9 protein-coding genes and 1 tRNA gene are annotated in these 12,883 nt (G+C 71.1%); 6 read left to right on the top strand and 4 right to left on the bottom strand.

What is annotated here, in order from left to right:
- The first annotated feature begins 4 nt into the window (after positions 1–4).
- The 6 genes from E0F75_RS29435 (at position 5) to E0F75_RS29410 (ending at position 6,826) form a co-directional block, all read left to right on the top strand.
- Positions 5–481, top strand: a complete 477-nt coding sequence (locus E0F75_RS29435) for a hypothetical protein (RefSeq protein WP_229313990.1) — start codon at positions 5–7, stop codon at positions 479–481.
- A gap of 45 nt (positions 482–526) precedes the next feature.
- Positions 527–2,062 carry a hypothetical protein gene (locus tag E0F75_RS29430; protein WP_229313989.1) on the top strand — a complete coding sequence of 512 codons (1,536 nt, stop codon included), beginning with the start codon at positions 527–529 and terminating at the stop codon, positions 2,060–2,062.
- Positions 2,063–2,139: 77 nt separating this feature from the next.
- Positions 2,140–3,327 (top strand): type VII secretion-associated serine protease mycosin, encoded by a 1,188-nt coding sequence (gene mycP, locus E0F75_RS29425; protein WP_374115455.1) that lies wholly within the window; start codon positions 2,140–2,142, stop codon positions 3,325–3,327.
- A 51-nt stretch (positions 3,328–3,378) separates the two neighbouring features.
- On the top strand, positions 3,379–3,795 hold the full coding sequence (locus E0F75_RS29420; RefSeq protein ID WP_229313987.1) for a hypothetical protein: 417 nt from the start codon (positions 3,379–3,381) through the stop codon (positions 3,793–3,795).
- Between the two features lie 41 nt (positions 3,796–3,836).
- Entirely contained in the window at positions 3,837–6,179 is a 2,343-nt protein-coding gene (locus tag E0F75_RS29415) for a DUF6571 family protein (RefSeq protein ID WP_229313986.1), read from the top strand.
- Positions 6,176–6,826 carry a hypothetical protein gene (locus tag E0F75_RS29410; protein ID WP_229313985.1) on the top strand — a complete coding sequence of 217 codons (651 nt, stop codon included), beginning with the start codon at positions 6,176–6,178 and terminating at the stop codon, positions 6,824–6,826. The genes E0F75_RS29415 and E0F75_RS29410 overlap by 4 nt, the downstream gene beginning before the upstream one ends.
- A gap of 6 nt (positions 6,827–6,832) precedes the next feature.
- On the opposite strand, the gene E0F75_RS29405 is transcribed toward E0F75_RS29410, so the two are convergent.
- The 4 genes from E0F75_RS29405 to E0F75_RS29390 form a co-directional block, all read right to left on the bottom strand.
- Positions 6,833–8,929, bottom strand: coding sequence for a PQQ-binding-like beta-propeller repeat protein (locus tag E0F75_RS29405; protein ID WP_229313984.1), 2,097 nt, complete (start codon positions 8,927–8,929; stop codon positions 6,833–6,835).
- A gap of 48 nt (positions 8,930–8,977) precedes the next feature.
- Complete coding sequence (locus E0F75_RS29400) at positions 8,978–11,179, bottom strand: PQQ-binding-like beta-propeller repeat protein (protein WP_229313983.1); 2,202 nt, start codon at positions 11,177–11,179, stop codon at positions 8,978–8,980.
- 59 nt (positions 11,180–11,238) lie between these two features.
- Positions 11,239–12,144: a serine/threonine protein kinase gene (locus tag E0F75_RS29395; RefSeq protein ID WP_229313982.1), complete on the bottom strand. Its 906-nt coding sequence runs from the start codon at positions 12,142–12,144 to the stop codon at positions 11,239–11,241.
- 438 nt (positions 12,145–12,582) lie between these two features.
- Positions 12,583–12,657, bottom strand: a tRNA-Cys gene (locus tag E0F75_RS29390).
- Positions 12,658–12,883: the final 226 nt, after the last annotated feature.

The following is a 12,883-nucleotide window of genomic DNA, read 5'->3' as shown; positions in this document are numbered from 1 at the left end:
GGGCATGCAAGCCTACGTGGACGGGGGCGGGTACGGGATGCAGCCGATGAGCGCCGACGCGGTGCGCTACAACTCGGAGACCATGTCCGAGTTCAAGACGAGCATCGACGGTCTGATCGAGATGCTCACCTCCTCGGAGGCCGGCACGGGCAAGATGAAGGCCGAGCCGTTGGGGCGCGTCAAGTTCGGCGGCGGGGGTGCGGCCTGGGGCGAGGCGAGCAGCATCTACACCTCGTACGAGACCGTCCTCGGGCAGCTGACGGAGCTCTCCGGCCTGCTGCAGGACTGCCTGGAGGGCCTTGGCATCGCGGTCGTCGCGTCGAAGGACGGCTTCGAGCAGATGGACGACGACGTCAAGCAGAAGATGATCAACATTCACCAGCGGACCGATGACGCCAAGACGAAGGCGGACCGCGAGGCGGGGCGCGTCCCGGAGACCGGGAACGACGAGACGGGCGACGGAGTCGGCTCCCTCCGCTAGGACGGGCGTGGACGGAATGTCGGGGACACGGGGAAGAGGCGAAGGATGAGGCCAGCAGAGGGCGGCGGCGGAGGCGGCGGAACCGATTTCGCCTCCATGACGCACCAGCAGATGCTGGATTGGCTGGACGAGGCCAGCGAATCCGGTGTGAGGATCGCGGGCGACCGCTTGAAGGCGGCGGCCGATAAGCTGCTGGAGATCGCGGACCAGCTCAAGAACCGCTCGACCCGTGTGGAATGGGAGGGCGAAGCCGAGAAGGCCTTCAACGTATGGGCCGAAGGCGTGGTGAGCTCGACCAAGTCGCTCAGTGAGTACAGCGACAACGGGGCCCTGGAGATGCACAAGACGGCATCGGCCATCGCCAGTGCCAAGAGCGCCATGCCGCGCTACACCTCCCACGAGTCCGCCAAGGCGAACCTGGCTGCCGCGCAGAAGTACCACAACGACCCCGACGCGGCAGGCGTTGCCCGTGACGCGCAGAGGTCGATCTCCGCGAGCGAGGACCTCCAGGCCATTCTGGCCAAGGAGGCCGAGACCAAGCGGGCGGCGGAGGACGAGATGCGGAAGCTCTCGTCCGCGTACTTCTGGTCGGGCTTCCACATGACGAGCGTCCAGCCGCCGACGTTTCCGCCGCCGCCGGGGGACTTCGTGCCGGCCGACGCGGGTTCTCGGGAGGTCTCCACGTCCCCCGGCTCCTCGTCGCAGGGCCAGAGGTCCTCCACGAATCCGGATACGCGGACCGGGACGCACACCACGCCTTCGCAGCCGGATACGCGCACCACGCCGGACACCCGCACCACGCCGGACACACACATCGTCCTGCCCTCTCAGGACAAGCCCGGGCCGACGCATGTCCTTCCCTCCGAGGTCAGGCCCGACGTCCCCGTGGACCTCGGCATCGACAGCGTCGACACCAAGACGCCGCCGACCACCCTGCCCGGACCCACGACGCAGACCCCGGGCACCCCGCCGCCGATCACCAAGCCGGACGGCAGCGCGCCTCCGTTCATGACCACCCCCGGCATGCCCCCGCTCCCGTCGAAGGGCGGACCCGGGGCACTGCCTCCCACCGGTCCCGTCACCGGCGGCACGCGCAACCCGATGGGCACCACGCGCGGCCTTCCGACGGGTCCCGGCCCGCTGGGCGGTCCCCGCGAGGGCATCAGCGGCGGCAAGGCCGTGCCCAACGCGCAGGGGCGTCCCCAGACCGGACTCCCGCGCAGCACCGTCATCGGCACCGAGCAGGGCCGCAACGGCTCGGGCATGGGCCGCGCGCCCATGGGCGGCGGCATGGGCGGCCCGATGGGTAGCGGCATGGGCGCCGGACAGCACGGCATCACCGGCGGACGCCGTCTCGCCGGCGAGGCCGGCGGAGTCGTCGGCGGCAAGGCGCAGCGCGCCAGTGCCACCGGCGGCGGCGCGCGACCCTTCACGCCCGGCGGCTCCGGCCTCGTGCGCGGAGGCTCCACGCAGCAGCCCGGCGAGCGCGAGGAGACGAACGGAGAGCGTCCCGACTACCTGGTCGAGGACGAAGAGACCTGGCAGCAGGGGCGCCGCGTGGCGCCGCCCGTCATCGACTGATCAGCGCGAGGAAGCAGATGCGTACCAGCAGTATTCGTCGGAGCCGTGCCCGAGTCACCGCCTCGGCCGCCTTGGGGATGCTGCTGGTGGGCATCGCTTCCGTCCCCGCGCACGCGGAGGGCGTCCGTGACCGGCAGTGGCACCTGACCGCGATGGGCGCGGAGGAGATCTGGCAGCTCAGCACCGGCAAGGGCGTGACCGTCGCGGTCATCGACACGGGTGTGGACCAGAACAACCCGGATCTCCAGGGGCAGGTGCTCAAGGGCAAGAACCTTGCCACGGACAAGGCCGGTGACGAGCGCACCGACTACCTCGGACACGGCACGGGCATGGCCGGCCTCATCGCGGGCACGGGCGAAGCCGACGGCGGTAAGGGGGCCTTCGGGCTGGCGCCGGACGCGAAGATCCTTCCGATTCGCGTGCCTGGAGGAGACAAGGGCGCGATCAGCCAGGCGGAGTCCGACAGGCGGTTCAACAGGTTCATGCCCGAGGCGATCCGCTTCGCCGCCGACGCCGGCGCCAAGGTCATCAACATCTCGCAGGGCGCCCCGTCGGGCTCGCAGCAGCTCAGCGACGCCGTGAAGTACGCCCTGGACAAGGGGGCGTTGGTCTTCGCCTCGGTCGGCAACACCGGTCACAAGAACAACAGGGTGGAGTACCCGGGAGCGACCCCCGGTGTCGTCGGTGTCGGTGCCGTCGACCAGAAACTGAAGCGCATTCCCGAGTCCCAGTACGGCCCCCAGGTCGACGTCGTGGCACCGGGTAAGGACGTGGTCACCGCTTGCGGCTCCGGTGTCTGCACCTCCACCGGCACCAGTGACGCGACGGCCCTCGCCTCGGCCGCCGCCGCGCTCGTGTGGTCGAAGCACCCCGACTGGACCAACAACCAGGTCCTCAAGGTCATGCTCAACACCATCTCGCCGCCGACCGAGGGCCCCAAGCGCAGCGACTACGTCGGTTTCGGCGCCGTCCGCCCGCTCCGTGCGCTGAAGACGCCGGGTGACCCCGGTCCGGCCGACGTGCGCCCCATCGACGACCTCGCCGAGGCCGCGCCCGAGACCGCGACCGCCACGCCTTCCGGTTCCGGGACCCCGCCCGCGGCCGACCCCGGTCCGGTGGAGACCAGCGCCGCCCCTGCTCAGGCGCCGCAGGCGTCGAGCGAAGACGGCGGCAACACCGGCCTCTGGATCGGCCTCGGCATCGGCGCGGCCGTGCTGATCGGTGCCGCCGTCGCCGTATACGTACTCCGGTCGCGGCGGAGCTGAGTTCATCCCTGCACTGCCGCTCACCATCCGTGACTTACATGGGGGAACCTGATGTCGTTCGACGAGGAGTGGAGCCAAGTCCGCGGCGAGACCGCGGCGATGAGGCTCAACGGCGTGCCCGCCGAAGGCGGCGGCGGGGGTGGTCCCAGTGACTACAAGGTGACGTCCGCCGATCTCAAGGCCATCGGAAACGAGGCCCAGGAGCTGTTCCACTGGTTCGAGCGGGACGCCTTCCACGCGGGCGCCCAGACGGACGCGGCGGCCAAGAGCCTTGATGGCGACGGGTTCCAGACCGGATCGGCGATGTGGACCATGTGGGACATGTGGCGGGACCAGGCCGAGACTCTCATCAGTGCGTGTGCGCACATCCACAACCACCTTGAGGACACGGTCACCAGCCACGCCAACCATGAGGAAGTGCTGATCACGAACTTCTCCATGTCCACGATCGACCAGCACTTCAAGTAAGTCGACGGCACGGCGCGGAAACGGCTGACGAGGGACGTTAGATGCTGAAGTTCGAACAGGTTCTCCACGCTCGGCTCGGAAGCCTCCAGGAGGCTTCCTCGGTCTGGTCGGAGGCGGTGTCCAAGCTGGAGAAGAGCAAGGACAAGGCCGAGACCGGCCTCAAGGGCAAGGCGGAGAAGGCCGATTGGAAGGGTGAGAACGCCGGGGTGACCCAGGCGTTCGTCAAGAAGACCGCCAAGGAGTTCGGCGACGCCCTCATAGGGGCGACCAGTATCCGCAACATCCTGCGGGACGCCCACACCGAGTTCCAGGCGGCGAAGAGCGAGCTGGAGAAGCTGGTCGCGGAGGCCCCCGGAAAGGGCATGCGCATTGACCAGGGCGGCGTCGTCAGCCATCTGATCCGTCCCGACAGCCGGTCCAAGAACTACGACGGGCCCAAGCCCGAGGTGGCCGACTTCGAGGCGATGAATGCGGCGATCAAGGCCGCGATCGACCGGGCGAACAACGCCGACGACGTGGCATCGCGCGCGCTGCGCGGACTCGTCGGCACGGACAAGAACAACTTCTCCGGGACGGGTTACGACTCGCTCGCCGCCGCCTCCAAGGCGCAGGACGCCGAGGACGCGCACGCCGCCTACGAGCTGTACAAGAAGGGCGACGAGGCCACCCCGGCGGAGATCGACAGGCTCAACGCCCTCTTCAAGGCCAACCAGAAGGACCCGTACTTCGCCGAGAAGTTCGCCCTGGAGGTCGGGCCGAAGGGCAGCATGGAGTACTGGGCCGACATGGGCGACCCGAGCGACGGCTCCCGGCTCGGCGTCGACCACCGGGACAAGCTGAAGGAACTCCAGACGAACTGGAGTCTGACGCTCGCCACCGCGACCCACTCCACCAGCCCCGAGATGGAGCAGTGGAAGGCCGACGTCATCAAGGCCGGCGGCGAGCCCATCCAGACGCGCGGCACCAGCCCGTACGGCTTCCAGGTCATGAGCAACCTGATGCGGGTCGGCGACTACGACGACAAGTTCCTGAAGGACTACGGCAACGGACTCGTCGTCACCGAGCGGAAGATGACGCACGACGGACGCCTGCCGGCCGACCGGGCCTGGCACGCCATGGGCGGCATGCCGAGCCACCTGAACTGGCAGGGCGGCGACCTCGGCAACGACCCCATGATCGGTTTCATGGAGGGGCTCGGGCACAACCCCAAGGCGTCGACGGACTTCTTCAACAGCAGCATCGACCTGACGCCCGAGAACACCAAGGACAACAAGAAGCTCGACCCGTTCGACTACTTCACCAAGGACCGCGAGTGGCCCGAGGAGCTCAACGACAAGGGTGACAGGGTCAAGGAGCCCGGCTACAACGCGCTCGGCCACGCCCTGGAGTCCGCGACCACCGGCCACCCGTACGACGCCGAGACCGAGGGTCTCAAGGACGTACGGAACAAGGACAACGCGGAGGTCATGCAGAAGGTCGTCGAGCGGTACGGCAGCGACCCGAAGTTCATGCACCAGCAGCCGGGCATCGACGACAGCCTGGGCAAGATGGGCGCCGCCTACATCGACGAGTTCAACCGCTCCCTGGAGCAGGAGAACGAGACGTCGACGGATCCCATGCCGAACTCGCCGTTCGGCGCGCGGCCCAACGAGAAGGGCGAGCCCCGGTTCGGCGCGGAGTTCGAGGACAGCCTGCTGTTCAACCGGGGCGACGCGGTCAGCTTCCTCGGCACGGTCAGCCAGAGCGAGACCGGTCACGCAACGCTGTCGGCCGCCCAGACGGTCTACACGACGAGCGTCATGGACGAGGTCGCCCCCAAGCCCGGCTCAGGGCCGGCGCGTGAACTGGACCTCACCGACGCCAAGACGACCCTGCGGATCGGCGCGGAGACCCACGCGATCTTCGACCAGTCGAGGATGGGGCAGATCGATCAGCAGTACACGATCGATTCCGAGGAGCACAAGAAGGCCGTCGAGCGTACGACGGAATGGGTCAAGTTCGGAGTCGGCGCGGCAGCGGCGGGAGGCGTCGTCGCTCTGACAGGTGGCGCTGCCGGTGTACTGGTTCCGCTGGCCGCGGAGACCGTCGGCGGCGCCGTCACGACCCTGATCGGCATGGAGGCCGACGACATCGCGGAGAAGTACTCGGAGGACGAGCTTCTGAAGAAGAAGTCCGACGACCTCAAGGACGAGGCACTGGCATCGGGCAAGAGTAACGCGCTCATGCCGGGCCAGGCGTACGCGAGGGCTCCCGGCTGGAGCGAGGACGACAGCAACATCCTCGAGGAGGAGCTGACCAAGTACGTGAAGGACAGCAGGGGCCATGTCAGGGACGACTCCCTGCCCGACCCGTACAACGAGAAGAAGGACGGAAAGGTCAGATGACAGCGATCCGCGCACGGGGCGTCTGGGCAGGGCTGGTGTTGCTCACCCTGTCCGCGACGGCCTGTTCCTCCGGGGGCGACGACGCGACGGCCAAGGGGCAGTCGGCTTCGGAGGTGTGCGGTGGATTCGCCGGTGATCCCGCTGTGACCTCCGCGCTGGACGCCATCGCGGGCAAGGGCGCGTCGCTGACGAGTGACGGATCCGAGCCGGAGAGGGTCCTCACGGACCTGAGGAAGGCGGCCCGGACGCCGCAGAGCGGCAAGGAGCGGATGCGGGACATTCCGTTCTGCAAGCTGGAGACGGCCGGGGACGAGAAGAACGTCCTGGGCATCACCCTCCGGGAGGCCCTCGCGGTCCCCAAGGGCGATGCTGTGAAGGAATTCGCGACGTTCTATTCCACCGGCCGACGGGCCACGTCCGCCCTCCTCCACGCCTCCATCTACTTCACCTGCCGGATGCCCGCGCCGGCCCACGAGATCGTTCTCGTCGCCGAGTTGGACCGGGCGGACGAGAACGAGGCCGATCACCCGGCGATCAGGGACGAGCAGATCACCCTCACCAACGCGGCGGCCCGGCATGTGGCCGCCGAGCTGGGATGTGCGGGCACGGAGCTGGTCGAGGGCGTACCGGCGACGGCGCGGCCGTGAGGCGACCTACACCCCGAGCACCGGAAGCGCCCCGATCCGGCCGCCCCGGGCGATGAAGACCCGGTTGCCGCCGCTCGCCAGCTGGTAGGTGCCCTGGCGCTTCATCTCGATGACGAAGAGGCGTGCGTGGGTGGCCTTGTGGACGACCTGTATGTGGCTGTTGTCCGGGGAGTGGAGCCAGACCGTCGCGCCCTCGACGGCCGGCGGGTTGACGGTGCCGGGGCCCGTTCCGTCCATGACCTCGTACCAGTCGGAGACGGGGAAGCGCACGTCGCGCATGGTGGAGTACCGGTAGGCGTTGTACCTGTTCATCGCGAAGACGAGGTCGCCGGTGGCGGTCGGCGTGCCCCAGACGCCCGTGGTGCTGGCCTCCTCCTCCCACAGGAAGTCGCCGCGGTCGAGTCGGCGGGCCGTCAGTTTGCGGCCGCCGAAGTAGGCGGCGTTGTTGGCGCCGAGTGCCGGGGCCTGGCCGTCGGTGCCCTGGTCCTTGATCTCCCAGTCCGTCTCGCCCGTCGCCGTGTACAGGGCGGCGCAGTGGCCGTCCCTGCCGTGGATCACCAGCCGCTTCCTTCCCACGGCCGCCCGCGCGGGGCCGTTCTGGGAGCGCGGGGACGTCATCGGGCGCGTCCAGGTGGTGGCCAGGGTCCAGGCGTCGACGGCCCGTAGTTCGTTGTCCTTCGTCACCAGGTAGACGTGCGTGTCGTCCGCGGCGAGGACGTCGTCGACGTCGGACTGCGTCTGCCAGACGGGGGCGCCGGTGGAGGCGACGAACGCGCTCAGGACGCCGTTCCTGTCGACACCGACGACGAGCCGGTCGGCGACGGAGACGAAACCGGCGTCCGCGTCGATGTCCTTGGCACGCCAGCGTTCCCTGCCGTTCGTGACGGACAGGGCGAGGAGGCCGCCCGTCTTCGCCTGCACGATCACCACATCCCGTACGGGCAGCGGCAGTTCGCCCTCGGCCGCCGCCACGTCGAGCGGTCCCCACAGTGCCTTCGGGGACTCGCCCGGCTTCATGTCGATGGCCGAGACGAACGCGGCCTCGGGGGTTGCCGCGGCGGGTGGCACATCGGCCGTGGGCGACTTCTCCTCGCCGCGGTTCAGCCACCAGGCGCCCGCCCCGCCACCTGCGCCCAGGACCGCCACGCCCACGGCGGCGCCGGTGAGGAAGCGGCGCCGGGACGGCGAGCCGGACGGTACGACGGTGTCCGCGGGCGCGGTTAGGCGCTTCGTGGCCGTCTCGCGCCGCTTGATGTCATCGGCGAGCGGACCCTTGCGCCAGGCCCGGTCCGCGCCCTTCGGCGGGGCGAAGGCCTGCGCGACCTGCGGAGGCTGCGGGCGGTACGCCGGGTCCTTCGCCAGGCACGGCCCGATCAGGTCCTGAAGCTCCGGCGGGACCAGGCTCAGGTCCGGGGTGCCGTGGACGACCTCGTACTGGACGGCCGGCACGTGGGCGCCGTCGAAGGTGCGCCGGCCGCTCGCCGCGTACGCGAGGACCGCGCCGAGCGAGAAGACGTCCGAGGCCGGTCCGACCCGCTGTCCGAGGACCTGCTCGGGAGCCCCGTACCCCGGGGTGACCGGGATCTGGCCCGTCGTCGTGAGCGTGAGGCCGTGCTCGGGGCGGGCGATGCCGAAGTCGATGATCCGCGGACCGGTGGAGGTGAGCACGATGTTCGCGGGCTTGAGGTCGCGGTGGATCAGACCGGCCGCGTGGATGTCGTGGAGCGTGTGGGCGAGCTGGGCCGCGAGCGCGCGGACCGCCGGCACGTCCATCGGTCCGTACGCCCGGACCGCCTCGTCGAGCGTCGGCCCGGCCAGGAACTCGGCGGCGATCCACGGCCGTCCGCCCTCGGTCTGCGCCCCGAGGACCCGGGCCACGCCCTTGCTGGTGACGGCCCGCGCCATGTCGGCCTCGCGGACGAAGCGCTGGGCGAGGTGCTGGTCGTGGGCGAGTTCGGGCCGCAGGACCTTGACGGCCGCGGGGGCACCGTCGCCGTCCCGGCCGACGTACACCTTGCCCATGCCGCCTTCGCCGAGGACGCCGAGCAGCCGGTACGGGCCGAGCCGGAGCGGGTCGCCGGTGGCGAGGGGTTGCGTGGTCACGGGGCTTCTTTCCGGTCGGGGAGGATCGAGGAGCGGGGCGGGGAGTGATCAGGCGAGGGGGATGGCCACGACGGACGTCTCGCCCGCGCCGATGATGCGTGTCCGTTCCTTGTCGGTGACGAACCGGGTGGCGTCCGTCGGGAACACCCAGACCGAGCGGCCGGTGTCCGGGTCGACCGCGCTCAGCCCGCCCCGTACGGGCGCGTACACGTACCTCTCGCCGACCACGGGAGTGGCGAAGAAGTCGGGTGTCAGCGAGCGGCCGGAGGGTGACTCCGTCCAGCGCCTGATGCCGAAGTCGGCCGTGACGGCCAGAAGCCCCGGGGCGTCCCTGTTCTCCTGTGCGTAGACGACCCCGCCCGAGACGGCCGGCACGCCGTAGGAGGTGGTGGCGGAGCCGGAGCCGTACTCCCAGGCGATCTTGCCGTCGGTGAGACGCAGCGCCCGGAGACGGTCCCCGCCGAAGTACGCGTGCTGCTCGTCGATCGCGAGCTGGCCGGGCTTGAAGGACTCGGAGTCCTTCAGCGGCAGGCGACGCTGCCACAGTTGGCGTCCGGTCTGCGTATCGCGAGCCTGGACGAGGAAGGATTCCCGGTCACTGCTGTTCTTGCCCAGGATCAGCCGGCCGCCGGCCACCTGGGCGAGCCAGGGGCGGGCATTGGTGTCCGTGTGGGGCTGTCGCCATGCCTCCTTGCCCGTACGCAGGTTGACGGCGATCAGATGCCAGCCGGTCTTGTCGTCCTCGTCGTTCCTGCTGCCCACCCGGGACGAGGCGTAGAGCACGCCGCCCGCGGCGGTGAGGAGTTCCGTACCGAACTGGGAGCCCTCGAAGCCCTTGAGCGTGATCGTCCCGGCGGCCGCCTTGCCGGTGCGGGCGGCGAGCGTACCGATCTGCAGGGCGGACGGTCCGTCGACCGGGTAGGTGGACGTGTAGAAGTTCGTGCCGTCCGTGGTGATCTGCTTGGGGTCGGAGGCCATCGTGTCCTCCCACAGCACCGCCCCGCTCTGCGGATCGAATGCCCGGAACGACGCCGTCTCCGCGAACCCCACGACACCCCCGGCGAGCAGCGGCGTGACGCTCTCCTCGCGGTCCAGGGACTCGCCCCGCCACAGAGCGGCGGGCGCGCCGTCAGAGGCGGTGGTGGCGGGGATGGCTGTGGGGCCTGCGGTGACGCCGCTCTTGCCCGCCGTACCGTCGGCGTCGTTGTCCGAACCCAGCCAGGCCCACACCCCGCCCCCGGCTCCCGCCGCCCCGAACAGTGCCGCGCCGCCCACCGAGAACAGCCGCCGCCGCGAGAGCGGCGCGCTCGCCACCGTCTCCGCCACAGCCGAGCCCACCGAACCCGCCGGGGCCGGCAGGCGGTGGGGGGCGTGGAGCCAGACGTCCGTGGCTCGGCGGGCGATGTCGGTGAGCAGCAGGGGCGGCAGATGGTCGGCGAACTCGCCGTGGCCGTCGTGGAGCCGGTCGATCAGCGTGCTGGTGGTGGGGCGGGCCGACGGGTCCTTCGACAGGCAGGCCGTCAGGAGCGGGAGCAGTGCCTCCGGTACGCCGGTGAGGTCGGGCTCCGCGTAGCGGACGCGGTACAGGAGGTCGGCGGCGGAGCCCGTACCGAAGGGGCCGTGGCCGGTCGCGGCGAAGACCAGGACGCCGGCGAGCGCGAACACATCGCCCGCGGGCGGGTGTTCCTGCCCGCTCGCCTGTTCCGGCGACATGAACGCGGGCGTGCCGGCCGCCGCTCCCGTGCGGGTCAGATGGTCGTCACCGGCCGCCCGCGCGATGCCGAAGTCGATGATCTTCGGTCCGTACGCGGTGACGAGGACGTTCGAGGGCTTGAGGTCCCGGTGCACCACGTCCGAGGAGTGCAGCTGCGCCAGCGCCCCGGCGAGCGCCGCGCCGAGGGCGCGGACCGTCGGCTCGGGGAGCGGGCCGCCGAGCGCCACCGCGTCGTCGAGCGGCGGGCCGAGGACGTACTCGGTGGCCAGCCACGGCGTCTCGGCCAGCGGGTCCGCGTCGACGACGGCCGCGCCGTGGCGGGCGCCGATGATCCGCGCCGCGTCCGCCTCCAGCCGGAAACGGGCCCGGAACGCCGGGTCGGTGGCGAGCCGCGCGTGCACGGTCTTCAGGGCGACGGTACGACCGCCGGGGGTGCGCGCCAGATAGACCGTGCCCATGCCGCCGGAACCGAGGCGGGCGATGAGTCGGTACGTGGCGACCGCGGCCGGGTCGTCGTGGGTCAGGGGCGACAGCATGGATGAGGTCCGTCAGGTCCGGGGGAGGGCGGGAAGAGGGAAAGAGGGGCGCTCGGGCTTCAGGCCCTTGCCGGCTCCGGGAGTTCGGCGGCGAGGAGTTCCGAGGACTGGCGGGCGAGCGCCGCCACCACCCGGCCCGGCAGCCAGCCCGGGGCGAGGAGCGAGCCGGCCGAGTTCAGGACCGTCCCGTGCGTCGTCGGCGGGGCGAGCGCGGTCATCAGGGCGGCCGCCGTCGGCCGGTCGGCCGGGTCGCGGGCCAGGCAGGACGCGATCACCGGGCGTAGGGCGGGCGGGAGTTCGTCCCGTTCGGGCACGGTGTGACCGGTGGCGGCGTACGCGAGGACCGCGCCGAGCGCGAAGACGTCGCCCGGCGGCCGCGGGCGGCCCCCCGCGGCCTGTTCGGGGGCGAGTGCCCCCGGGTCGAGGCCGGGCAGGCCGGTGCGCGGCTCGCCGTCGGCCGAGGCTGCCCGTACCGCGCCGAAGCAGGTCAGCCGGGGCCCGTCCGCGGTGAGCAGGACGGCGGCGGGGGACACCCCGGCGTGGGTGAGGCCCTGGCCGTGCGCGGCGGCCAGCGCCTCGGCGAGGGCGGCGCCGACGGCGCGGACGGTGCTCTCGGGCAGCGGGCCGCCGTGGACGGCGAGTGCCACGGGCAGCGGGAGCGCCGGCACGTACGGGCTCGCGTACCAGGGGGCCTCGCCGGGGCCGGCCACGCTCGTCACCGGGGCGACCCACGGGCCGATGAGGTGGCGGGCGGCGTCGGCCTCCGCGGCGAACCGGGCGGGATCGGTGCCGGGCAGCGGGGTGCTGAGCAGCACGGTGTGCTCGCCGTCCTCGGTGCGGCCCACGAACCGGCGGCAGGGCAGGACGGTCCGGGGCGGATCGAGGCGGGTGATCAGCCGGTGCGGGCCGATCCGCCGCGCGGATTCCTGCCGCGCCGATTCGTGCTGTGCGCGCGACTGTTCCACCGTTCGTGCCCCCCGTCGTCCGTGCGCCCGTGGTGACGGACGGGGACGAGCCTATCGAGGCGCGGAGGCGGGTCCGAGGCGAGGGGGAGGCAAGGATGGGGCGAAGGGGCGCGCGCGGGAGGTGCGGCCGGGGTGGGCTGCGGAGGGCGGGGGTCCGGGAAGTCCGGGCTGTCCCGGTTGCGAACGTGAAGCGGGCCTGCGGGCATCGTGAGGATCCCGCGAGTGCGGGTGATTCCCGGTGAGCCGTGCTCTGATGCGGAACCGGAGGGCGGCGATCGGCGTGTTTCCGCGGGCGTGGAACTTGCTGGGGCGAATCCGGAACGATCGCGAGGCGGCGGCGCGGCCGCTCAGTCCGATCCGGAGGCATCCGATCTTCGGGCCCGGTCAGGACAGCAGCCGAGCGGGTGGGGCTTGTGAAGATCCCATAAAGAAGATCATTGGAGACCGTGATCGGATTCGAACCGACGTAACCGGCTTTGCAGGCCGGCCCCTCAACCACTCGGGCACACGGTCGTGTGGTGCAACGAGTACGACCGTAGGCGGGGGCCGGGAGGGGCTCAAGAGGTTCCGGGGTCGTGCCACGGGACTGCAATGGCGCTGCCACATCGCGTTCACAGTCGGGCGTTCGCGGTGGGGCCGCGGTGTGTCCGCGGTGGGTCCGTGGCGCTGTTCGTGGCGCCGTCCGCGGTACGTCCGTCGTACGTCCAAGGGCTGAGCCGTTCCGGGACTCCTGACAGGG

This window comes from Streptomyces sp. CB02980, from assembly GCF_014451325.2.
Classification (GTDB): Bacteria; Actinomycetota; Actinomycetes; order Streptomycetales; family Streptomycetaceae; genus Streptomyces.
The sequence above is the reverse complement of the archived record's forward strand: the minus strand, read 5'-3'. Positions and strand labels throughout refer to the sequence as shown.

Excerpts from the sequence above, each read along its gene's own strand:
- mycP (WP_374115455.1), top strand. The coding sequence starts at position 2,140 with ATGCTGCTGGTGGGCATCGCTTCCGTCCCCGCGCACGCGGAGGGCGTC.
- E0F75_RS29430 (WP_229313989.1), top strand. The coding sequence starts at position 527 with ATGAGGCCAGCAGAGGGCGGCGGCGGAGGCGGCGGAACCGATTTCGCC.
- E0F75_RS29415 (WP_229313986.1), top strand. The coding sequence starts at position 3,837 with ATGCTGAAGTTCGAACAGGTTCTCCACGCTCGGCTCGGAAGCCTCCAG.
- E0F75_RS29410 (WP_229313985.1), top strand. The coding sequence starts at position 6,176 with ATGACAGCGATCCGCGCACGGGGCGTCTGGGCAGGGCTGGTGTTGCTC.
- E0F75_RS29400 (WP_229313983.1), bottom strand. The coding sequence starts at position 11,179 with ATGCTGTCGCCCCTGACCCACGACGACCCGGCCGCGGTCGCCACGTAC.
- E0F75_RS29435 (WP_229313990.1), top strand. The coding sequence starts at position 5 with ATGCAAGCCTACGTGGACGGGGGCGGGTACGGGATGCAGCCGATGAGC.
- E0F75_RS29420 (WP_229313987.1), top strand. The coding sequence starts at position 3,379 with ATGTCGTTCGACGAGGAGTGGAGCCAAGTCCGCGGCGAGACCGCGGCG.